The organism is Streptomyces rubradiris (genome assembly GCF_016860525.1).
GTDB classification, from domain to species: domain Bacteria; phylum Actinomycetota; class Actinomycetes; order Streptomycetales; family Streptomycetaceae; genus Streptomyces; species Streptomyces rubradiris.
Genome location: NZ_BNEA01000001.1, coordinates 152,613 through 172,784 on the forward strand (window position 1 = coordinate 152,613; position 20,172 = coordinate 172,784).

General features: G+C 74.2%; 23 protein-coding genes and 2 pseudogenes. 18 read left to right on the plus strand and 7 right to left on the minus strand.

Going from position 1 to position 20,172, the window contains the following annotated elements; genetic code table 11:
* Positions 1 to 46: 46 nt before the first annotated feature.
* The 4 genes from Srubr_RS00575 (at position 47) to Srubr_RS00590 (ending at position 2,801) form a co-directional block, all read left to right on the plus strand.
* Positions 47 to 397 (plus strand): winged helix-turn-helix transcriptional regulator, encoded by a 351-nt coding sequence (locus Srubr_RS00575; RefSeq protein ID WP_189991730.1) that lies wholly within the window; start codon positions 47 to 49, stop codon positions 395 to 397.
* 407 nt (positions 398 to 804) lie between these two features.
* The gene (locus tag Srubr_RS00580) at positions 805 to 942 is read left to right on the plus strand and encodes a hypothetical protein (protein WP_189991732.1); all 138 of its coding nucleotides are present in this window, start codon (positions 805 to 807) and stop codon (positions 940 to 942) included.
* 92 nt (positions 943 to 1,034) lie between these two features.
* Complete coding sequence (locus Srubr_RS00585; protein WP_189991876.1) at positions 1,035 to 1,607, plus strand: TetR/AcrR family transcriptional regulator; 573 nt, start codon at positions 1,035 to 1,037, stop codon at positions 1,605 to 1,607.
* Between the two features lie 18 nt (positions 1,608 to 1,625).
* On the plus strand, positions 1,626 to 2,801 hold the full coding sequence (locus tag Srubr_RS00590; protein ID WP_189991878.1) for a GDSL-type esterase/lipase family protein: 1,176 nt from the start codon (positions 1,626 to 1,628) through the stop codon (positions 2,799 to 2,801).
* 25 nt (positions 2,802 to 2,826) lie between these two features.
* On the opposite strand, the gene Srubr_RS00595 is transcribed toward Srubr_RS00590, so the two are convergent.
* Both Srubr_RS00595 and Srubr_RS00600 read right to left on the minus strand, forming a co-directional pair.
* Positions 2,827 to 3,489, minus strand: a complete 663-nt coding sequence (locus Srubr_RS00595) for a class F sortase (RefSeq protein ID WP_189991734.1) — start codon at positions 3,487 to 3,489, stop codon at positions 2,827 to 2,829.
* A 537-nt stretch (positions 3,490 to 4,026) separates the two neighbouring features.
* Positions 4,027 to 4,617 carry a hypothetical protein gene (locus tag Srubr_RS00600; protein ID WP_189991737.1) on the minus strand — a complete coding sequence of 197 codons (591 nt, stop codon included), beginning with the start codon at positions 4,615 to 4,617 and terminating at the stop codon, positions 4,027 to 4,029.
* 307 nt (positions 4,618 to 4,924) lie between these two features.
* Here Srubr_RS00600 and Srubr_RS41275 point away from each other — a divergent pair, with 307 nt between their 5' ends.
* From Srubr_RS41275 to Srubr_RS00625, 5 genes are all read left to right on the plus strand, one after another.
* Entirely contained in the window at positions 4,925 to 5,803 is an 879-nt protein-coding gene (locus Srubr_RS41275; RefSeq protein ID WP_189991739.1) for an SCO6745 family protein, read from the plus strand.
* A 127-nt stretch (positions 5,804 to 5,930) separates the two neighbouring features.
* On the plus strand, positions 5,931 to 6,797 hold the full coding sequence (locus Srubr_RS00610) for a fructosamine kinase family protein (protein WP_229926535.1): 867 nt from the start codon (positions 5,931 to 5,933) through the stop codon (positions 6,795 to 6,797).
* A 97-nt stretch (positions 6,798 to 6,894) separates the two neighbouring features.
* Positions 6,895 to 7,086 (plus strand): putative ATP-grasp-modified RiPP, encoded by a 192-nt coding sequence (gene tgmA / locus Srubr_RS00615; protein WP_020938095.1) that lies wholly within the window; start codon positions 6,895 to 6,897, stop codon positions 7,084 to 7,086.
* 17 nt (positions 7,087 to 7,103) lie between these two features.
* The gene (tgmB, locus tag Srubr_RS00620; protein WP_189991741.1) at positions 7,104 to 8,087 is read left to right on the plus strand and encodes an ATP-grasp ribosomal peptide maturase; all 984 of its coding nucleotides are present in this window, start codon (positions 7,104 to 7,106) and stop codon (positions 8,085 to 8,087) included.
* A gap of 34 nt (positions 8,088 to 8,121) precedes the next feature.
* Positions 8,122 to 9,009, plus strand: a complete 888-nt coding sequence (locus Srubr_RS00625) for a Gfo/Idh/MocA family protein (protein ID WP_189991743.1) — start codon at positions 8,122 to 8,124, stop codon at positions 9,007 to 9,009.
* A 205-nt stretch (positions 9,010 to 9,214) separates the two neighbouring features.
* Here the strand turns inward: Srubr_RS00625 and Srubr_RS00630 are convergent, their stop codons facing one another.
* Positions 9,215 to 10,117 (minus strand): GNAT family N-acetyltransferase, encoded by a 903-nt coding sequence (locus tag Srubr_RS00630; protein WP_189991745.1) that lies wholly within the window; start codon positions 10,115 to 10,117, stop codon positions 9,215 to 9,217.
* Between the two features lie 245 nt (positions 10,118 to 10,362).
* On the opposite strand from Srubr_RS00630, the gene Srubr_RS00635 reads away from it, so the two are divergent.
* The 5 genes from Srubr_RS00635 to Srubr_RS00655 all read left to right on the plus strand — a co-directional run bounded on the left by Srubr_RS00635 (position 10,363) and on the right by Srubr_RS00655 (position 16,235).
* Positions 10,363 to 11,496: a PP2C family protein-serine/threonine phosphatase gene (locus Srubr_RS00635; protein WP_189991747.1), complete on the plus strand. Its 1,134-nt coding sequence runs from the start codon at positions 10,363 to 10,365 to the stop codon at positions 11,494 to 11,496.
* Positions 11,497 to 11,596: 100 nt separating this feature from the next.
* Positions 11,597 to 12,829 carry a cytochrome P450 family protein gene (locus Srubr_RS00640; protein WP_189991749.1) on the plus strand — a complete coding sequence of 411 codons (1,233 nt, stop codon included), beginning with the start codon at positions 11,597 to 11,599 and terminating at the stop codon, positions 12,827 to 12,829.
* Positions 12,830 to 13,368: 539 nt separating this feature from the next.
* Entirely contained in the window at positions 13,369 to 13,989 is a 621-nt protein-coding gene (locus tag Srubr_RS00645) for an L-threonylcarbamoyladenylate synthase (protein WP_189991751.1), read from the plus strand.
* Between the two features lie 139 nt (positions 13,990 to 14,128).
* Positions 14,129 to 14,884 carry a dienelactone hydrolase family protein gene (locus Srubr_RS00650; RefSeq protein WP_189991753.1) on the plus strand — a complete coding sequence of 252 codons (756 nt, stop codon included), beginning with the start codon at positions 14,129 to 14,131 and terminating at the stop codon, positions 14,882 to 14,884.
* A gap of 151 nt (positions 14,885 to 15,035) precedes the next feature.
* On the plus strand, positions 15,036 to 16,235 hold the full coding sequence (locus Srubr_RS00655; protein WP_189991755.1) for a glycoside hydrolase family 64 protein: 1,200 nt from the start codon (positions 15,036 to 15,038) through the stop codon (positions 16,233 to 16,235).
* A gap of 84 nt (positions 16,236 to 16,319) precedes the next feature.
* Here the strand turns inward: Srubr_RS00655 and Srubr_RS40125 are convergent, their stop codons facing one another.
* The 4 genes and pseudogenes from Srubr_RS40125 to Srubr_RS00665 all read right to left on the minus strand — a co-directional run bounded on the left by Srubr_RS40125 (position 16,320) and on the right by Srubr_RS00665 (position 18,409).
* Positions 16,320 to 17,090, minus strand: a complete 771-nt coding sequence (locus Srubr_RS40125; RefSeq protein ID WP_229926536.1) for a glucose 1-dehydrogenase — start codon at positions 17,088 to 17,090, stop codon at positions 16,320 to 16,322.
* Entirely contained in the window at positions 17,087 to 17,392 is a 306-nt protein-coding gene (locus Srubr_RS40130; RefSeq protein ID WP_229926537.1) for a tyrosine-protein phosphatase, read from the minus strand. Before Srubr_RS40130 ends, Srubr_RS40125 begins: the two co-directional genes overlap by 4 nt.
* Positions 17,393 to 17,414: 22 nt before the next feature.
* Positions 17,415 to 17,585: pseudogene (locus tag Srubr_RS41780) on the minus strand (tyrosine-protein phosphatase); the annotation flags it as partial.
* 113 nt (positions 17,586 to 17,698) lie between these two features.
* Positions 17,699 to 18,409 (minus strand): IclR family transcriptional regulator, encoded by a 711-nt coding sequence (locus Srubr_RS00665; protein ID WP_229926538.1) that lies wholly within the window; start codon positions 18,407 to 18,409, stop codon positions 17,699 to 17,701.
* Between Srubr_RS00665 and Srubr_RS40135 the strand changes: the two genes are divergently transcribed.
* From Srubr_RS40135 to Srubr_RS00675, 4 genes and pseudogenes are all read left to right on the plus strand, one after another.
* A complete protein-coding gene (locus tag Srubr_RS40135; RefSeq protein WP_229926539.1) occupies positions 18,399 to 18,605 on the plus strand; it encodes a hypothetical protein in 207 nt (68 codons plus the stop codon). The genes Srubr_RS00665 and Srubr_RS40135 overlap by 11 nt on opposite strands.
* Positions 18,606 to 18,804: 199 nt before the next feature.
* Positions 18,805 to 19,293: a hypothetical protein gene (locus Srubr_RS41785; RefSeq protein ID WP_373313396.1), complete on the plus strand. Its 489-nt coding sequence runs from the start codon at positions 18,805 to 18,807 to the stop codon at positions 19,291 to 19,293.
* A pseudogene (locus Srubr_RS00670) lies at positions 19,239 to 19,631 on the plus strand (3-ketosteroid-9-alpha-hydroxylase); the annotation flags it as partial. The gene Srubr_RS41785 and the pseudogene Srubr_RS00670, both read left to right, overlap by 55 nt.
* A 54-nt stretch (positions 19,632 to 19,685) precedes the next feature.
* Positions 19,686 to 20,171, plus strand: coding sequence for a flavin reductase family protein (locus Srubr_RS00675; protein WP_189991762.1), 486 nt, complete (start codon positions 19,686 to 19,688; stop codon positions 20,169 to 20,171).
* The last annotated feature ends 1 nt before the right edge of the window (position 20,172 follow it).

The window sequence follows — 20,172 nt, forward strand, 5'->3', positions numbered from 1 at the left end:
AAAAAGAGCGGCCGGAGCGGCCGTGGGGACAACGAAAAGGACGACGATGACGCGCAGCCGTGCCCAGGACCCGACCGTCTGTGGAGTGACCGCCGCGATCGCGGTGATCGACGGCAAGTGGAAGACGTCGCTGTTGTGGCTGCTGGAGTCCGGCCCGCAGCGGCCCGGCGAACTGCGCCGCCGGCTGGCCGGGTTGAGCGAGAAGGTGCTGACCCAGGCGCTGCGCGAGATGGAGCAGGACGGCCTGGTGCACCGGGAGGTGCACGATGTGCTGCCGCCGAAGACCGTGTACTCGCTGACCGCGTTCGGCCGCGACCTCGCCAAGGCACTGGACCCGCTGGCCGAGTGGGGGCACCGCCGTCTGGACCTGCTTCGCGCGAGCGAGGCGGCGTCCTGACGGGCCTTCGGCTGTCACCTCCTCCGTCCGTTCGCCGACAGCCCCTGACCTCGGGAAACAGCTTCTCCCGGACGGCCGGGGCTGCCAAGTACCCACAAAAAAGTGGGTGTCAGGCAGCTCCACCGCGCTCCTTCGTCACCGTCCGGGCCGCCTCCGGCGGCCGGACCGAGAGGACACCACCGTGGGCCGGCCCCTCCCTCCGCGTCGGCTGCGGCCGCCGATGGGCTGGAACAGCCGGGACTGCTACGGACCCACCGTCACCGAGCAGGAGGTGCTCGCCGTACCGACGTCTCCCTGGCCCGCCTGGACGTGGACCGCCCGGGACACCGACGGCCGTGCCCGGTACGCCGCCGTCTTCTCCCTGGCCGGCGAACCCCGCCGGTACGGGGTGCCGCTCGGCTCGGTCGGTGCCCGCCCCCGCCGACCGAATCCGCGAGCTGTGGACCCACGCCGGCGGCCCGCACGACGGCCGGCACCTCACCGTGGACCTGCCCGCCCACGGCGCCGCCCTCTTCCGCCTCAGGGAGGACGGCGGGCGGGAGTGAGCGCGGCGACCACCGCGCCTAATCATTGATCGCGTTTGCCTAAAGCCTTTAGGAAGTTCCATACTCCTCTCCGACGGACAGGAGAGAAGATGATGGCGCGTGCGGGCCTGACCACCCAGCGACTGGTCCGGGCCGGGGCGGAACTCGCCGACGAGGTCGGCTTCGACCAGGTGACGGTCTCGGCGCTGGCCCGGCGGTTCGACGTGAAGGTCGCGAGCCTGTACTCGCACCTGCGCAACTCCCAGGACCTGAAGACGCGGATCGCGTTGCTCGCCCTGGAGGAGATGGCCGACCGCACCGCCGAGGCACTGGCCGGCCGGTCCGGCAAGGACGCCCTCACCGCCTTCGCGAACGTCTGCCGGGACTACGCCCGCGCCCACCCCGGCCGCTACACGGCGGCCCGCCACCCGCTGGACGACGCCACGGCGGCCGGCAGCGCGGGCGTCCGCATCGCCCAGCTGACCCGGGCCGTCCTGCGCGGCTACGACCTCGCCGAACCGGACCAGACGCACGCCGTACGCCTCCTCGGCAGCGTCTTCCACGGCTACGTCAGCCTGGAGACGGCCGGCGGCTTCGCCCACAGCACCCCCGGCTCCGAGGAGTCCTGGGCCCGCATCCTGGACGCCCTCGACTCCCTGCTGCGCAACTGGCCCGCCCACCCCTGAGACCCCATGGCAGACACGATGCACACCATTGACCTCACCGCCGGCCTGATCCGCGGCGCCCTCGAACTGGAGCGCACCGCGCGCGGGCTGCTGCCGCACCGGCTGCCCGCCCGGGCCCGCGCCCAGTGCGCCGACCCGCAGCTGGCCCTGGCCGAGTCCCAGCCCTCCGGCGTACGGCTGGTCCTCCGCACCCGCGCCACCGCCGTCGAGCTGGACACCGTGCCGGTCAAGCGCGTCTACACCGGCGCACCGCCCCGCCCGGACGGCGTCTACGAGCTGCTGGTGGACGGCCGCCCGGCCGGCCGCGCCTGCCTCACCGAGGGCGACACCCTCACCGTCGACCTGGCCACCGGCTCCGCCGAGCACCGGCCCGGCCCCGTGGGCACCGTGCGTTTCGCCGGGCTGCCGGACACCGTCAAGGACCTGGAGATCTGGCTGCCGCACAACGAGACCACCGAACTCGTCGCGCTGCGCGCCGACGCCCCCGTGGAGCCCGTACCGGACCGGGGCCGCCGGGTGTGGCTGCACCACGGCAGCTCGATCAGCCACGGTTCCGACGCGGCGAGCCCCACCACCACCTGGCCGGCGCTCGCCGCGGCCCTGGGCGGAGTCGAGCTGATCAACGTGGGGCTGGGCGGCAGCGCGCTGCTCGACCCGTTCACCGCCCGCGCCCTGCGCGACACGCCCGCCGACCTGATCAGCGTCAAGCTCGGCATCAACGTGGTCAACTCCGACCTGATGCGGCTGCGCGCCTTCGGCCCCGCCGTGCACGGCTTCCTCGACACCGTCCGCGAGGGCCACCCCGACACGCCGCTGCTCGTGGTCTCGCCGGTCCTGTGCCCGATGCACGAGGACACGCCCGGCCCCACCGCCATGGACCTGGCGGCCCTGGGCGAGGGACGGCTGCGGTACCGGGCCACCGGGGACCCCGCCGAGCGGGCGGCCGGGAAGCTCACCCTGGGGGTCGTCCGGGAGGAGCTGGCCCGGATCGTGCGCGAACGGGCCGCCGAGGACCCCCGGCTGCACTACCTGGACGGCCGGGAGCTGTACGGCGAGGCCGACTTCGCCGAGCTGCCGCTGCCCGACGGCCTCCACCCGGACACCGCCGGCCACCGCCGGATCGGCGAACGGTTCGCGGCGCTGGCGTTCGCCCCGGACGGACCCTTCACGGCCGGCCCGGCCGCCCGGCCGTAGCCCGGACACCGGTGGCCGCGGCGGTTCAGACCAGGTGGGCGAAGACGACCAGGTTGTCGGTGTAGTCGCGCACCGTACGGTCGTAGTCCCCGGCGCAGGTGATGAGCCGGGCCTCGGGGCGGTCGGCGTCGGCGTACACCCGCTCGCTGGGGAAGTCGTCCTTGGCGAAGGTCTCGGTGCTGTCGACGACGAACTCCGCCGTACGCCCGTCGGCCCGCTCCACGGAGAACCGGTCGCCGGCCTCCAGCCGGTCCAGGTTGGCGAACACGGCCGCCGACGTGACCGTGTCGACGTGCCCGGCGATGATCGCGGTGCCCCGCTCACCGGGCGCGACACCGTCGGCGTACCAGCCGACGAGGTTGGTGTCGCCCGCGGGCGGCGGCTCCAGCTGGCCCGAGGGGCCGAGGGCCAGGGTGGTGAACGGGGCGTCCACGGAGATCGCCGGGATGCGCAGCCGGGTCGGCGCGGACCGGGACAGCGGCTCGCCCGGCTGCCGGGGGCCGGCCGAGGCGGCGGCGCCGGCACCCGAGGTCCGGGGCGGTCCGGGCTCACCGGCCGGCTGGTGACCGCCGAACAGGCTGACGGCGAGGAGGACCGCCGCCACCCCCCACAGCGTCAGCCGTCCGCCGTGACCGGAGCGCCGGTCGTCCGCCGGCGCCGGGGGGGCCGCGGAAGGATCTGCTGCCATCGGACACCACCTCACTCGGACACGGCAGCACGGGATCGGGACAGTGAGCACACCGGCGGAGACGGCGCGGTGGCGGTGCGGTCGGTACATCGGCGGAGCGCCGCCGCGGACGGAGACGGGCGATGGTGGCCCGGCGCGGCACGGGGCGCGGGCCGCCACCGACGGAGCCGGCCCGCGCAGAGGCGACGGTGGCCATCCCGGCCCCGTACGGGCAGCGCAAGCCACCAACGGGACACCACCGCACGCGGAGACGGGCGATGGCCGTCCGGCGCACGGGTCGGGCAGGACGGGCCGCCGGCACGGCTCCGGCACACGCAGGCAGGCGGTGGCGACCCCCGCACGGCACGGGCCGGCCGGGACGCCGGCGCACCGGCGCACCGGCGCACGCAGGCGGGCGGTGGCGATGCGGCGCGCGGGCCGCCGACGGGACACCGCCGCGTGCGGCGACGGGGCAGCGGTGGTCCCGGTGCGGTGCGGAGGCGCGGGCCGCCGGCGCGGCGGCGGTGTCCGCGGCCCCTGGCGCACGGCGGCGGCCCGTCAGGACGCCGGGCCGGTGGCCTTCTTGCGGCGCAGCGTGTACGCGCCGGTGGCGGCCACGGCCAGCGCGGCGAGACCGCCCGCGGTGACACCGGGCGTGGCGAGCCCGCCGCCACCGGTGTGCATGCCGCCGCGCGGCTTGTCGTGCTCCTCGTCCTCGCCCCACTCGCTCTTGCCGCTCCGGCCACCCTTGCCCTTGCCGCCGCCCTGTTCCTCCTTGCCGCCCTTCTCCTCGCCGTCGTCCTCCTCCTCGCCCTTGTCGCGGTAGCTCTCGGGGTCGAACTTGCTGTCCTCGCCCTCCGAGCCCCAGCCGCCGCTGCGCACCGCGGCGAGGGCTCCGCCACCCGTGTGCATTCCACCGCGCGGTCCGTCGTGTTCCCCTCCCCCGTCGCGCTTGTTGCCGTATTCGTTGTCGTCGTCGCTGTCGGATCCCTTGTCACGGCCGGAGTCGCTGTCGTGCTCCCTGCTGTACGAGGAGTCGTCACGACCGCTGTCGTGTTCGCCCGGTACGGCGAACGCGGCTCCGGGCGTCGCGCAGGCGAGGGCGGCCGTGGTGGCCGCCGTCGCCAGGAGCATGCGGGCAGAGCGCATAGTGATGTCCTTCCGCCGTGACCGGGCAGCGGACACCTCATCAGCTGGATGGACCCGGTCCCGACATGAACCACCGTCAGTGAGGCCCCCGGCGCACACCATCCGAGCCGCCCAGCCGGGTCACCATGCCACCCGTCTGCCTCAGCGCGCCCGCTTGGCGACCCCTCGTACGGGTCAATCACCGGCGCGTCCGCCGCGTCCGGACCGGCGGGCCGGCTCCCGATGACGCCGGCCCCCTTGTTATGACCGGCGTCATAACGCACGCTGGTGCCGACAGCACGGCAGGACAACGCGACGGGAGGCAGCGGTGGCGGACGGAAGGGCGCGCGCCCTGTGGGAGCGGTACGAGCCGGTGCACGACCTCGTGTACTTCGCGCCGGAGGCGCACCGGGCGGCGGACGCCCTCGGGCTGCGCGGGCCCTGGATGGGGTACTTCGCACTGCGCGCCGCCCCGCTCGGCGCGGTGTCCCCGTCGGTGGTGACGAGCTGCTTCTACGTCTACCACCCCTCGCGGGTGGGCCGGGCGCTGCCCGACGCCTGGGCGTACGCGGCTCCCGAGGAGGTGCTGGCGGCCCGCCTGGAGGCGATGGACGCGGCGATGTCCCATCTGTTCGGGAAGGACGTCGTCGGCGCCGCCGCCTTCACGGAGGCCGCGGACCTCGCGTGGGAGGCCGCCGCCGCGGCGGACACCACGGGCAGGGTGCTGGGCGCCGCCAACCAGGCGCTCGACCGGCCTGAGCGGCCCGCCGCCCGGCTGTGGCAGGCCCTGACGACCCTGCGCGAGCACCGGGGCGACTCCCACGTGGCGGTGCTGGTCGGCCTGGGGCTGGGGCCGGTGGAGGCCATGGTGCTCAAGGCGGCGGCCGGGGAGTCCGACGGGGACCTCCTGCGCGAGATGCGGAACTGGCCGCGGGAGGAGTGGGCGGCGGCCGAGGCACGGCTGCGCGCGGACGGCCGGCTCGCGGCGGACGGCTCGCTCACCCCGTCGGGCGCGGCCCTGCGCGCGGAGACCGAGGCGCTGACCGACGCGGCGGCCGAGCGGCCGTGGACCGTGCTGGGTGCCGAGCGGACCGAGCGGCTGGCCGCGCTGCTGGAGCCGATGGCCGGCGCGGTGGCGGAGTCGGGGCTGTTGCCGGCCGGGAATCCGATGGGGGTGACCCGGGGGACGCACCCCCTCGGGCGCTGAGGTCCGGCGGTCGCCGACGGCGGCTGGATTCCCTCGCCGGTGACCTCATCCGTTTGTCCGACATCAGTCGTATCAATCGTTGAACTGCCTGACTGGGCATCCTTGTTGGGGGCCTTACCCTGGGGCCGTGGTCAACCGTGAAGAGGATCCAGGACAGGTGGCGTCCCGGCTCACCGGGCGCACCGCCACCGGGACCCGGCCGTCGTCCGGCTCGCCCGCCGAGGTGCTGCTGGACGACGGGACACCGGTGATGGTCAAGCGGGGCGACAGCCCCGGGGCGGTCCGCGCCGAGGTGGCGGGGCTGCGCTGGCTGGGTGCCGCGGGCGCGGTCCGGGTGCCGGCGGTGCTGGGGTACGACGAGCACTGGATGGTGACCGAGCGGGTGCCGACCGGCTCCCCCGGCCCCGACGCGGCGCTGCGTTTCGGCCGGGCCCTCGCCGCCCTGCACAAGGCGGGCGCGCCGCACTTCGGGGCGGCGCCGCCCGACGGGCCCGAGGACGCCCGCATCGGCCTGGCCCCCATGCGCAACGCGCCGGGCACCGACTGGCCGTCCTGGTACGCCGAGCACCGCGTGCTGCCCTATGTGCGCGGCGCGGTCGACCGCGGCACGCTCCGCCCGGCCGAGGCAGGCGTGTTCGAGCGGGTCTGCGCGCGGCTGCCGGAGGTGGCGGGTCCGGCCGAGCCGCCCGCCCGGCTGCACGGCGACCTGTGGAACGGCAATGTGCTGTGGGGCGCCGACGGCGAGGTCCGGCTCATCGACCCGGCCGCGCACGGCGGACACCGGGAGACGGACCTGGCGATGCTCCACTTGTTCGGCTGCCCGCACCTGGACCGGGTGCTGGCCGGCTACCAGGAGGCGGCCCCGCCGGCCCCCGGCTGGCGGGACCGGGTACGTGTGCACCAGTTGTTCCCGTTGCTGGTGCACGCGGTGCTGTTCGGGCGCGGGTACGCCGAACAGGCCCTGACGGCGGCGCGGGAGACACTCGCGCAGTAGGAGTCCACGGCGCCCCGCGCCGTGGACACGGAGAGTGAGGCAACCAATCACTCATTCGCTTCGTATAAGGACGTGAAAGCCTAATCAGGGAGAGACCATGCAACCGTTCACGCTCAACTACGCGCGCCCCGCTGTGCAGTTGGACGTCACCACGCCGTATGCGTACGACTCCGGACTGCAACTGAACGTCCTCCCGGACGGGCGGATCGCCGCGACCGACCACGCTACCCTGCGAGCACTGGGGACCACGACCTCGACCGCCGGTTCCAAGACACACTTCGACGACTGAGCCACGGATCTCCACAGATGACCGTACTCATCCTGACCAGTGAGGAAGACGTGACGGCGGACATGGTGGTCCTCCGGCTGGGCGAGGCCGGCGTGCCCGTCGTCCGGCTCGACCCCGCCGATCTGACCAACGGGGTGGCGCTGTCGGGCGAGTACGTACGGGGCGCTTGCCGGGGGCATCTGTCCGTCGGCGGGCGCCTGGTGAGCATGGACGGTCTGCGCTCCGTCTGGGTGCGCAGACCGGGCACCCCGGCCGCCCGTGCCGCACAGCCCTCCGCCTGGCTGACGGAGGAGTCGTCGCAAGCGCTGTACGGCATGCTGCGGTGCGGTGACGCCCGCTGGATGAACCATCCGGACGCCGCCCGCCGCGCCCGGCACAAGCCCTGGCAGCTGGGCCTGGCCCAGCGCAGCGGCCTCGCGGTGCCGGCCACCCTCATCACGACGTTCCCGCAGGCGGCGCGGGAGTTCGCGGAACGCTTCCCGGACCTGGTGGTCAAACCGGTCTCCGGGGCGCATCCGCAGGAGCCGCCCCGGTCCGTGCCGACCAGCCGGGTCGCGCCGGACACCGACTTCACCGCGGTGGCCTACGGACCGACCCTGCTGCAACGGCGGATCGCCAAACGGGCCGACATCCGGCTCACCGTCGTCGGCGACACGCTGCTGGCCGCCCGTAAACCCGCCGACCCGGACGCCCACCCGGACGACGTGGACGTCCGTTTCGCCCCGTCGGTCGCTCCCTGGCTGCCCGCGGACGTGCCCGCGCGCGTCACCGAGGGCGTGCTGCGGTACATGGCGGGCGCGGAACTGGCGTACGGCGCCTTCGACTTCGCGGAGGACGCGGACGGCGTCTGGTGGTTCCTGGAGTGCAACCAGTCCGGCCAGTTCGGGTTCGTGGAGATGGACACCGGGCAGCCGATCGCCGCCACCATCGCCAAGTGGCTCGCGGGGCACGTACCCACGGGCGGCGGGTGTGGGCGGGGCGAGCGCGGCGCACCATCCTGAAGAGGCGGGGAACGGCTGCCGGAAGGGAACGGACATGCGCATCGGACTGCTGGGGACGGGCCCATGGGCGCGGGCGACGTACGCCCCCGCCCTCGCGGAACACACCGGCCTGGAGTTCACCGGGGTCTGGGGCCGCCGGCCGGAGGCCGCCGCGGAGCTGGCGGACCGGTACGGGGTCACCCCGTACGCCGAGGTGGACGCGCTGCTGGCCGACGTGGACGCGGTGGCGGTGGCCCTGCCGCCCTCGGTGCAGGCGGAGTTGGCGGTGCGGGCGGCCGGGGCGGGCCGTCATCTGCTGCTGGACAAGCCGCTGGCGGTGTCGGCCGCCGAGGGACGGGCCGTGGTGGAGGCGGTGGAACGCGCCGGGGTGGCGTCGGTGGTGTTCTTCACCGCGCGCTTCCAGAAGGAACCGGATGCCTGGATCGAGGAACAGGCCGCCGTGGCGGGCTGGTTCACGGCGCGGGCGCACTGGCTGGGCGCGGTGTTCACGAGTGACAGCCCGTTCGCGGCCTCGCCGTGGCGGCGGGAGAAGGGCGCGCTGTGGGACGTCGGCCCGCACGCCCTGTCGGTGCTGCTGCCGGTCCTCGGCGACGTACGGCAGGTGGTGGCGGCGGCGCACGGTCCCGCGGACACCGTCCATCTGGTGCTCGACCACGCCACCGGCGCGTCCAGCTCCCTGACGCTGAGCCTGACGGCCCCGCCGGCGGCGGCCGGTGCCGAGGTGGAACTGCGGGGCGAGGCGGGGGTGTCGGTGATGCCCGGGAGTTCGGAGGGAGCGGTCGCCGCGCTCTCCCGGGCCGTCGACGCGCTGGTGCGGGCCGCCGGCACGGGCCGCCCGCACTCCTGCGATGCCGCGTTCGGTCTCCGGGTCACCGAGATCCTGGCCACGGCTCAGGCCCGGCTTACGGCCGCCAGGACGTAGGCGGCCGCTCCCCGGGCCCTCGCTCCCGAGCGCCCGGGTGCGCTCCGCACCGGTCACCGGCGACGCGGGGCGGCCCCGGCGCCCGGCACCGTCAGGACCGCACCGGTCGTCGGCCCACGTGCCCGGCACCAAGGCTCAGCGCCGTCGGAACCGCACGGTCAGCGGCGAACCGGGGCGCGGTCGCAGCGCTCGGTGCCTCGGGCCGTCACCGGGTACCGGGCGTGGTCCAGTAGTTGACGCGTTCGTGTACGACGGGGTAGCCGGCCGTGGTGAAGTGCGCGGCCATCGGGAGGTTGCCCTGGTCGGTGGCCGCGGCGATGAACCGCGCGCCCTGTCCGACCAGGAAGTGGGTGCAGTCGGCGAGCAGGTCGTAGGCGTAGCCGTGGCCGCGTTGTTCCGGCACCACTCCGACGAAGCCGACGCAGGGTCCCGAGGGGTTGCGGGCCGGGATGTGGATGCCGACCGGCTCGCCCGCCGGGGTGCGGGCGATCCGCCACCAGTCGCGGGGGGAGGGGAACCAGTGGAAGATGTCCAGATCCTCCTGGGCCGCCCGGTCCACGCCGTGCTGTTCGGCGGCCCGGCGGGCGTGGGCGTCGAGGGTGCCGCGGTGGATGCGGCGCAGCAGGTCGTAGAAGACGGTGTCGTCCGGTTCGGCGGTGAACACGAGCCGTCCGGGCCGCTCGGGCAGACCCCGGTCGGGGGTCCAGCGGTAGACGAAGCGTTCCACCAAGGGGGTGTAGCCGGCCCGGCGCGCGGCGGCGGCGCGGGTGTCGGCCGCCGCCCGCAGGCACGGGTCGTCCCGCCAGCCGGGAGGCAGGTCGAGTTCGAGCTCGGGGGTCCGCCAGGGCGCCGTCCGCAGCAGTGCGGCGCCCGCCTCCTGCTCGCCCTCGGCGACGTCGAACCAGTTGATCACCAGGGGCTCGGGGTCCTCCGGCCGGGCCCACCAGGCGGCGCGTGCCACGGTGCGGCCGTCGCGCAGGGCGACGCGCTGCCAGTCGGGGCGGTAGCGGGTACGGCGGTGCCGGTCGCCCAGGGCGAGCGGGTCGGGCATGGTGTGGAACAGGTGCGCGCTGCTGTCGTCGAGCGCGCGGATGACCAGACCGGTCATGGATTCCTCCGGGATGCGTGGGATGGGCGACGCTCCCGGTCGGATCATCAGATCCTGGAAATCAGACGTGACACGCCCGGGGCACGGGGAGGGGGGAGCGCCGACTGCTGCTGTCCTGCATGACACTCGCCTCCTTCTTCCGTCCGGCTCGGGCGTGGCGGGCCCAGGCTAGACGGGCGGCCGGGCGGTCGTCCACCGGTTTTCCGCGCGGGCGCCCGAAGCCGGCGGCGGCGTAGCTTGGGAATGTGGGATCGGTGCGCGGCCGGTGGTCGCGCGGGAACCGGGAGGAGCGCGGCTGGCTGCGGGGCGCGCCACCGCCGTGGTGGGTCCGCGTGCTGCCCGTCCTGCTGCTCGCCGCCGTCGGCTCGGCCACGCTGATCACACCCCACGCACGCGACCTCGGCTTCCTGCTGGGGGCGATCCCGCCGCTGGCGGTCCTGTCGTACGGCCCGCTGACCACCGGGGTGCTCGGCGTGGGCGTGGTCGCGGTGCTCACCGTGCCGGTCACGCATCTGGACCGCCCCGGCGACACCGACCTGCTGACGGTCGTGTTCGTGGCCGCGCTGAGCGTGTTCGTCTCCTATGTGCGCAGCCGCCGGGACGCCCAGCTGGACACCGAGCGGGCGATCGGCGAGGCGGTGCAGCGGGCCGTGCTGCCGCCGCTGCCGGACCGGGTCGGGCGGGTCGGGTGCGCGGCGCACTACCGGGCGGCGCAGGACGGGACGCTGGTGGGCGGGGACTTCTTCGACGTGCGCGCGGGGCCGCACGGGGTACGGGCGGTGCTGGGCGACGTACAGGGGCACGGGCTGTCGGCGGTGGCCACGGTGGTGTCGCTGCTGGGGGCGTTCCGGGAGGCCGCGCTGGACCAGCCGGACCTGGGGTCGGTGGCGGCGCGGCTGGACCGGCGGCTGGCGGTGGACTCGGCGGACGCGGGGCGCCCGGAGCTGTTCGCGACGGCCCTGCTGCTGGAGTTCACCGACGGCACGGCCGTACGCGTGATCGCCTGCGGGCATCCGGCGCCCGTGCTGGTGCGCCCCGGAGCGGCCCGGGAGGTGGGTGTCGTGCCCGCGCCGCCGCTGGGCATCGGGCTGGCCGGCGTCGGCCCGCCGAAGGAGGTCACCGTGCCGCTCCGTCCGGGTGACCTGCTGTTCCTGGCCTCCGACGGCGTGTGGGAGGCCCGGGACGCCGCCGGTGCCTTCTACCCGCTGCCCGAGCGGCTGACCGCCCTGGCCGGCACCCCCTCCGCCGAGCTGCCCGGCGCGGTGTGGGCGGACCTGGTACGACGCCGCTACCGCGTCCGCGACGACGCCACCATGCTGGTGCTGACGCCGGGGGCCGGAGCGGCGCGGGGGGCCGGTGAGGGGCCGAACTCGGCCTGATCGGTGACCTGATGCCTTCGAAGCGGTGTGCACGCGGCCGGTGACGCGATGTACTGGACCGGGACCGCCTCAGGCAAGGCCGACCAGTGTGGAGACCGTCGTGACCGTCACCGACCGCATCGCCCTCGACCCCTTCGGCTCCGACATCGCCGCGGAGAGCGCCCGGCTGCGCACCCTCGGCCCCGTCGTGCCCGTGGAGCTGCCCGGCGGCATCCCCGCCTGGGCCCCCACCGGTTACGACACCCTCAAGACCCTCATCCTGGACTCCCGGGTCAGCAAGGACGCCCGCCGGCACTGGCGGCTGTGGCCGGAGCTGGACAAGCATCCGTCCTGGGGCTGGATGGCCAACTGGGTGGGCGTGGTCAACATGCTGACCACCTACGGCACCGACCACACCCGGCTGCGCAGGCTGGTGGCGCCGAGCTTCACCCACCGGCGCACCGAGGCGATGCGGCCCCGGGTGGCCGCGCTGACGGCCGAGCTGCTGGACGCGCTCGAGGCCGCGGGGGCCGACGGCGGCGTGGTCGACCTGCGCGACGGGCTCGCGCATCCCCTGCCGATGCTGATGATCTCCGATCTCCTGGGCGTGCCCGAGGAGTTGCGGTCGGAGGCGGCGCGTCTCATCGCCGACTTCATGGACACCTCCGACCCGAGCCCCGAGTTCGCGGCCTCCGTGCGCGAACGCGTCGGCTCGGTGCTCGGCGCGCTCATCGCGTACCGGCGGGCCCGCCCGGGCGACGACATCACCACGGAGCTGATCCGGATGCGGGACGAGGACGGCGACCGGCTCTCGGACGAGGAACTGCTGCACACGCTGCTGCTGGTGGTCGGCGCCGGGTTCGAGACCACCGTCAATCTCATCGGCAACGCGGTGGTCGCCCTGCTGACCGATCCGAGGCAACTCGCCGCGGTGCGCGCCGGGGAGACCGGCTGGGGCGCGGTGGTCGACGAGACGCTGCGGGTGCATCCGTCCATCGCCGCGCTGCCGTTGCGGTTCGCGGTGGAGGAGCTGACGGTCGCGGGCGTGACGATTCCGGCCGGGGACGCGATCATCACGACGTACGCCGCCTCGGGCCTGGACCCGGCGCACTACGGCCCGGACGCGGCGGTCTTCGACGCGGCGCGGGCGGCCGAGGACCATCTGGCGTTCGGCGTCGGCGTGCACCGCTGCATCGGGGCACCGCTGGCCCGGCTGGAGGCGCTCACCGCGCTGCCCGCCCTGTTCTCCCGCTTCCCCGCCCTGCGCCTGGCCCGCCCGGCCGGCGAACTGCGCCACGTGCCGTCGTTCATCTCCCACGGCTGGCAGGAGATCCCGGTGCGGCTGGGGAGTTGAGGAGCGGGGCCCGTCGGGTCCCTTGAGATCGAGGGGCCCGCATGTCCGGCGGATACTTCGGCTCGCTCGGTCAAGTCCGTCTGACCCGAGGGCGATCGGCGCCGGACACGGCTCCGCCGCCGGCCCGGGGGGACGGGGCCGGCGGCGGAGACGCCGCGCCCGGGGTGGGGGGGATCCCCGGGCGTCTCAGGGCTCGGATGCCCCGGATCACGGGATGTACGCAGCCGAATTCCGGCCGATCCGGAAAACTTCCGGAGCCGGTCTCCCCCCTCCTCCGTCCGCGCCCCCGCTCCGCGCCCCGGCCGCCGCGAGGGCCGCGCCCAGCAGGCGGAGGACGCCGGTGGCCCCCGCGGGCGCTGATGACGGAGTCCGGTGACGTCCCGCCGGGGAGCGCCGGTTCCAGACATCCCTTCACGGGAATGGGTATGGCGCCATACCCATGGTAAGCAGGTATGTTTTCATAGGTACCTTCCAGGACTCGGGGCCGGCCGGTTGCCTGTGAGGCGCGTGTGGCCCGCGGGACGACATAAGCTCGACGGGTGGCGAAGTACTTCGACGTGCACCCCGACAACCCGCAGCCGCGCAGCATCACCCAGATCGCCGACGCGGTGCGCTCGGAAGCGCTCATCGCGTATCCGACCGACTCCTGTTACGCGCTCGGCTGCCGACTGGGCAGCAAGGACGGCATGGACCGGATCCGTGCCATCCGCCGGCTGGACGACCGGCACCACTTCACGCTGATGTGCCGGGACTTCACACAGCTCGGCCAGTTCGTCCGGGTCGACAACGACGTCTTCCGGGCGGTGAAGGCGTCCACCCCCGGCAGCTACACCTTCATCCTCCCGGCCACCCGCGAGGTGCCGCGCAAGCTGCTGCACCCGCGGAAGAGGACCGTGGGCGTGCGCATCCCGGACCACGTGGTCACCCAGGCGCTGCTGGCGGAGCTGGGCGAGCCGCTGCTGTCCAGCACGCTGCTGCTGCCGGACGAGGAGGAGCCGCTGACCCAGGGCTGGGAGATCAAGGACCGGCTCGACCACGTGGTGGACGCGGTGGTCGACTCGGGCGACTGCGGCACCGAGCCGACGACGGTGATCGACTTCTCCGGCGGCGAGGCGGAGATCGTGCGGCGGGGCGCGGGCGACACCAGCCGCTTCGAGTGAGCGCCGGGCACGGAGCCCGCTCACCGCTCACCACGCCCGGCACCGGCCGGCGCGGCGCCGATCTTGCGTGACAGCATGGTCGTAGCCATGGCGCCGGGAGCCACCGCCGCCCGTTGTCCCGAGGGAGGGCCTGTCCACCATGACCGACGTCCAGCGTGACGATGTCGACATCCCGACCGAGGACGGCGTCGCCGACGCCTGCCTCGTCCGCCCCGCCGACGGCCGCCCCCGTCCGGGCGTGCTGTTCTACCAGGACGCCTACGGCCCGCGACCGCACCTGAAGTCGATGGCCGACCGGCTGGCCGCGGCCGGCTACACCGTGCTGCTGCCGAACGTGTTCTACCGGCTCGGCCGGGCGCCGGTCGTGGACCTGCCGGAGTTCATCGACCCGGCCGCCGACCCGACCATCTGGGAGCGGCTCGGCCCGATGCTGGCCGGCCTGACGTCGGACCTGGTCAAGCGGGACGCGGGCGCCTATCTGCGCTGGCTGGCCGACAGCCCGCTGGTGGCGGACGGCCCGGTCGCGCTGACCGGCTACTGCATGGGGTCCCGGCTCGCGCTGTGGACGGCGGGCGCCCACCCGGACCGGGTCGCGGCGGCGGCCGGTTTCCACGGCGGGGGCCTGGCCACCGACGCCCCGGACAGCCCGCACCTGGAGGCCCCGCGGATCACCGCCGAGCTGTACTTCGGGCACGCCGACGAGGACGCGTCGCTGCCCCCGGCGCAGATCGCGCGCTTCGAGGAGGCGCTGACCGCCGCCGGCGTGCGCCACACCTGCGAGGTCTACACCGGCGCCCACCACGGCTACACCCAGGCGGACACCCCCGCCTACCACCGGGAGGCCGACGAGCGGCACTGGGCGGCCCTGCTCGACCTGCTCAAGCGCACGTTCTGACGGTGCGGCCCGGCGCCCTCCGACCGGTGGGCGCCGGGCCGATCCGGTCCCGGTCATTGACATGAACTCGTCGTGGCTGGAATCTGAGAGCGCTCTCAGAACTGGTACGGACCATATCCGTACGACCCCGACCCCCACACGGAGGTGGAGAGTGCCTCACACGCTCACCCGGGGCGCGCTGCCCCTGGCCGCCGCGGCGACGCTGCTCGGCGGACTGCTCGCGCTCGGCTCCCCCGGCCGCGCCGACGCCGCCGTCCCCGACACCATCCCCCTGAAGATCACCAACAACTCGGGCCGTTCCGAACCGGTCTACGTCTACGACCTCGGCACCCAACTGTCCTCGGGACGGCAGGGCTGGGCCGACGCGGACGGCGTCTTCCACGCCTGGCCGGCCGGCGGCAACCCGCCCACCCCCGCGCCGGACGCGGCGATACCCGGCCCGGCCGCCGGCCAGTCCAAAACCATCCGCATCCCGAAGTTCTCCGGCCGGATCTACTTCTCCTACGGCCGCAAACTGGACTTCCGGCTGACCACCGGCGGACTGGTCCAGCCGGCCGTGCAGAACCCGTCCGATCCCAACCGCGACATCCTCTTCAACTGGTCGGAGTACACCCTCAACGACGCCGGGCTGTGGCTCAACAGCACCCAGGTGGACATGTTCTCGGCGCCGTACGCCGTCGGGGTGCAGCGCGCCGACGGCGGGGTGACCACCACCGGGCACCTCAAGTCCGGTGGCTACAGTGGCTTCTTCGCCGCGCTGCGCGCCCAGCCGGGCGGCTGGGGGAACCTCGTCCAGACCCGTTCCGACGGCACGGTGCTGCGCGCACTGTCCCCGCTGTACGGCGTGGAGACCGGGGCGCTGCCGGCGAACGTGATGGACGACTACGTGAACCGGGTCTGGCAGAAGTACTCGACGTCGACGCTGACCGTCACACCGTTCGCGGACCAGCCGAACACCAAGTACTACGGCCGGGTCTCGGGCAACGTCATGAACTTCACCAACTCCGCCGGCACGGTCGTCACCAGTTTCCAGAAGCCCGACGCGTCCAGCGTCTTCGGCTGCCACAAGCTGCTGGACGCGCCCAACGACACCGTGCGCGGGCCCATATCCCGTACGCTGTGCGCCGGTTTCAACCGGTCCACCCTGCTGGTCAACCCCAGTCAGCCGGATGCCACGCCGGACGGCTTCTACCGGGACGCGGTGACCAACCAGTACGCGCGCGCGGTGCACGCGCAGATGGCCGACGGCAAGGCCTACGCGTTCGCCTTCGACGACGTCGGCCACCAGGAGTCGCTGGTGCACGACGGCAGCCCGCAGCAGGCGTATCTCACGCTGGACCCGCTCACCTGACACGGCGCGGTCCCGCACCCGGTGCGCCGGGTGCGGGACCGCGAGCGGTGTCGTGTGATCAGCCGGTCGAACATGCCTCCGCCGTCAGCCGCCCATCGCGTACCGGACCGTCGGACCGGCCGTCCAGCCGCCGTCCACCGCCAGCTCGGCGCCCGTGACGTAGGCCGCCGCGTCCGACAGCAGGAAGACCACCGCGCCCCCGACCTCCGCCGCCTCGCCGACCCGCTCCATGGGGGTGTTGGGGTACTTGCCCGGGCCCCGCTCGATGCCGACCGAGGCGGTCATCGGGGTGTAGGTCATGCCGGGGTGGACGGAATTGACGCGGATCCCGGCCGCTCCCAGCTCCACCGCGCCGATCTTGGTCAGCCCCCGCACCGCCCACTTGGACGCGCCGTAGCCGGCGGTCAGCGCCAGGCCCATCAGGCCGGCGGCCGACGAGATGTTGACGATGGAGCCGCCGCCGTTCTCCTTCATCACCGGGACGACGGCCTTCATGCCGATGAAGACGCCGGTGAGATTGATGTCGACGACCTTGCGGAAGTGCTCGACCGACTCCGCCTCCAGCAACGCCCCGGTGGCTGTGCCGGCGTTGTTCACCAGCCCGTGCACGGCGCCGAATTCCGCGACCGCGCAGGCCACCACCCGCTCCCAGTCCTCCTCGGAGGTCACGTCGTGCGCGATGAACCTCGCCGCCCGCTCCCCGAGCGCGGAGGCCGTCGCCCTGCCCTCCTCCTCCCGTACGTCGGTGAGGACGACCCGCGCGCCGGCCGCGACGGCCTGGCGGGCCGCCTCCGCGCCCAGGCCGCGGGCCGCGCCGGTGATGATGACGGTCTTGCCGGACAGGTCGTTCGTCATGGTTCCTCCGTGCCGTGCGCCGCCGCGGGGAACGCGGGGCGGTGTCGATCTACAGGGTCGAGGCAGGCCGCCCAGCCCGTACGGTCCTTGCCGGACGTGCAGTGGTGGAGGAGCGGGAGGCCGTCGCCGCTCGCGTCCGCGCACGAGACGGCGTCCTTCGTGCGGGCGTACGGCCCGGAGTCGGTGATGCTGTGGGAGGTGGGGAGGAGGCCCGGGCAGAGGATGTCCGCGCCGTCGGAGTCGACCTCCGGGGGGATCCGGTGGTCGAGGACCGTGCGCAGGCCGGGGCCTTCGAGGCTCACCAGGTCGTCGGGGGGTGGGCCTGTTCAGCGCGTCGGAGCGGTAGACCCGGCCGTGACCGACCTGCCGGCCGCTCCGCGTGGGACAGCCGCCCAGGTCACGGAGGTTGGCCGCGCCGTGCAGCGGGAAGTGACGGATGGCGGCCGGGGCGGCGGACGCGACCGAGGCGGCGGCGGTGCCGGTGGTGACGGCCACGGCCGCCGCGGCGCCGAGGAAGGTGCGTCTGGGGATGTCCAAGGGAACTCCGCTCCAGGAAGAGGCGGACGAGGGGCGGTGGGACCTGGGGCAGGCACCGGCGCGGGTGTGCGTCAGGAGGCGGCCGGTCCGTCGCCGTCACCGTCACCACCGCCGGACTCCGCGGCTCCGCGCCGTACGCTCGCCGCCGTACGCCGCACCATGGCCGCGAGCTTCGGGAAGCTCATGTGGTCGAGCGGGCCGCTGACCGACACGGCGGCGAGCGCCGCGGTGTCGCCCGCGCCGATGACCGGCGCGGCGACGCACCCGACGCCCGGCATGGTCTCCTCGTGGCCGCAGGCGACACCGCGCTCCCGGATGTCGGCGAGTTCGGCCCGGAAGCGGTGCGGAGCGAGCTCCGCTTCGCGGCACGCGGCGGGTGAGTGGGCCATGAGCGCCTTCCCCACCACGGTCCGGTGGGCCTGCGGCCGTCCGTTCACCAGTGACCGCGAGGGGATGCCGGAGCGTCCGCCGACCTGGACGAGGTAGACAACCTTCCCCTCGTCCAGCACCGCGAGCTGCGCGGCCAGCCCGGTCCAGGCGTGCAGCCGGTGGAGGTGGCGCACCGCGGCGGCCCGGACCCGGTCCTGGTGATACATCACGGAACCGAGCTCCATGATCCGCATGCCGAGACGGTAGTCGTTGTCGTCCCGGCGCAGGAAGCGGACTTCCACGAGCTGCTCGAGGATGCGGTGCGCGGAGGAACGCGGCAGTCCCGTGCGCCGTACCACCTGCGCCAGCGTCAGGCCGTCCGCCTGTTCCAGGACGTCGAAGATGGACACCACCCGGTCGATCATCGACACCGGGGACCGCGTCCGCTGCGCCGCGGAAGGTAACGCGGAGGACGACGCGGGCGGCGCGGACAGCGGCCCGGAAGGCCGCGGGCAGGGCGGCGCCGGAGAGGACGCGGAAGCGGACATGGGACTCCTCGGCCATACCGGCGAGACACATGTGTCTCGTACGTCGGAGCCCCATGTGTAACCCAAGTCACGCGGTAAGCGCCAGTCTTGTACGTTGCGGCCGGCCGGTGGGCTGTGTTCCGCCGCCGGTGTCCCGTTCAGCGGGAGCCTCTCTGGTGAGCCGCGAAGCGCCGCCCGAGACTCTGGCGCACCGGCATCCGAGCCGGCGCCGCGGCTGACGGCCGGCCGACGGCGCGGAGTCAGGAGAGGACGTCCCATGAGTGCCCCCGGCGCCACGGAGCACGCGGTCGGAACCATCGAGGCGGGAAGCCCCCGGAGCGTTCCGCGCCCTCTGGTACGACCCCGAGGGCGCGCCCCCGCCGGAGGCCGTCACGATCCCGCGCATCGAGGGCGCGTTCAGCGACGAGTGGAGCGACCGGACCTGGCACTCGCTGCGCATCGACGGCTCCCACTGCCGCGAGATCGTCGACATGGCGCACTTCTTCTATGTGCACAGCACCACTCGGTGCCGACCGGTTCACCACCGTCTTCGAGGGCCATGTCGCCGCGATGTACGTGGAGAGCACCCCGCGCCGGGACTCCGGCATGGAGCTGATCGGCGCCGATCTGAGTCCGCGCCCGGACGCCGCCTGCTACGGCCCCTCCTACATGATCGACCGCATCTGGCCGCCCCTGCGGCGACGGCACGGAGGCGGAGACCGTCCTCGTCAACTGCCACTACCCGGTCACCGCGGACAGCTTCGTGCTGATGTACGGCGTCAGGGTCCGCAGGCTCCCGGGGACGACCGCCCGGCAGGCCGCGGACATGGCCGAGCGGACCGCCCGGGGCATGCGGGTGGCCTTCGACCAGGACCTCGGGATCTGGCGGCACAAGACGCGTGTCGACAGCCCGTCGCCGTCGGACGGCGGCGGGCCCGTCCACCAGCTCCGCCGCTGGTACGAGCAGGTCCGCGTGGAAGTGGCCGGGGTCCGGCCGGAGACGACGGACCGGTTCGAGTTCGAGGTGGACACCCGGCGCGCCGGTGCGGCGTGGGAGCGGGAGATGGCCGCCGGCCTCGCCCGGACCGGCGCGCCCGGCACTCCCTGAACGCCTCCGGCACCGCTCCCCCAAGGCCCCCGACCGCCCTGGAAAGGAACCCGCATGTCCCCACTGATCGAGGAGTCCGCACTGCGTGACGCGGCGTCGACGTTCGGCACCGGCGTGGCGGTCATCACCGCCCAGGGCCCGGACGGCCCGGCGGGCATGGCCGTGCAGTCCTTCGCCTCGCTCTCGCTGGACCCGCCGTACATCACCTTCTCCCCGGCCCGTACCTCCCGCAGCTGGCCGCTGATCCGTGCGGCGGGCCGGCTGGCGGTGAACGTGCTCGCGGCCGACCAGTGCGAGCTGTCCCGGTGCTTCGCCGCCAGCGGAGGGGACAAGTTCGCGGGGACCGCGTGGCAGCCGGGCCACAACGGCGCACCGGTCCTGGAGGGTGTCCTCGCCTGCTTCGAGGCGGACATCGAGGACGAACTCCCGGGCGGCGACCACACGATCGTGATCGGCCGGGTCACCCGGGCCCGGTCCCTGCGCGACGCCGACCCCCTCCTCTACTTCCGCCGGACGTACCGGCGGCTCACCCCCGCCTGAA

What these genes read in the sequence shown, in the direction of transcription:
- Srubr_RS00650 (WP_189991753.1), top strand. Translation starts at nt 14,129, where the DNA reads ATGACCGACGTCCAGCGTGACGATGTCGACATCCCGACCGAGGACGGC.
- Srubr_RS40125 (WP_229926536.1), bottom strand. Translation starts at nt 17,090, where the DNA reads ATGACGAACGACCTGTCCGGCAAGACCGTCATCATCACCGGCGCGGCC.
- tgmA (WP_020938095.1), top strand. Translation starts at nt 6,895, where the DNA reads ATGCAACCGTTCACGCTCAACTACGCGCGCCCCGCTGTGCAGTTGGAC.
- Srubr_RS00595 (WP_189991734.1), bottom strand. Translation starts at nt 3,489, where the DNA reads ATGGCAGCAGATCCTTCCGCGGCCCCCCCGGCGCCGGCGGACGACCGG.
- Srubr_RS40135 (WP_229926539.1), top strand. Translation starts at nt 18,399, where the DNA reads ATGGACACCACCCGGTCGATCATCGACACCGGGGACCGCGTCCGCTGC.
- Srubr_RS00585 (WP_189991876.1), top strand. Translation starts at nt 1,035, where the DNA reads ATGGCGCGTGCGGGCCTGACCACCCAGCGACTGGTCCGGGCCGGGGCG.
- Srubr_RS00590 (WP_189991878.1), top strand. Translation starts at nt 1,626, where the DNA reads ATGCACACCATTGACCTCACCGCCGGCCTGATCCGCGGCGCCCTCGAA.
- Srubr_RS00675 (WP_189991762.1), top strand. Translation starts at nt 19,686, where the DNA reads ATGTCCCCACTGATCGAGGAGTCCGCACTGCGTGACGCGGCGTCGACG.
- Srubr_RS00630 (WP_189991745.1), bottom strand. Translation starts at nt 10,117, where the DNA reads ATGACCGGTCTGGTCATCCGCGCGCTCGACGACAGCAGCGCGCACCTG.
- tgmB (WP_189991741.1), top strand. Translation starts at nt 7,104, where the DNA reads ATGACCGTACTCATCCTGACCAGTGAGGAAGACGTGACGGCGGACATG.
- Srubr_RS00575 (WP_189991730.1), top strand. Translation starts at nt 47, where the DNA reads ATGACGCGCAGCCGTGCCCAGGACCCGACCGTCTGTGGAGTGACCGCC.
- Srubr_RS00600 (WP_189991737.1), bottom strand. Translation starts at nt 4,617, where the DNA reads ATGCGCTCTGCCCGCATGCTCCTGGCGACGGCGGCCACCACGGCCGCC.
- Srubr_RS00625 (WP_189991743.1), top strand. Translation starts at nt 8,122, where the DNA reads ATGCGCATCGGACTGCTGGGGACGGGCCCATGGGCGCGGGCGACGTAC.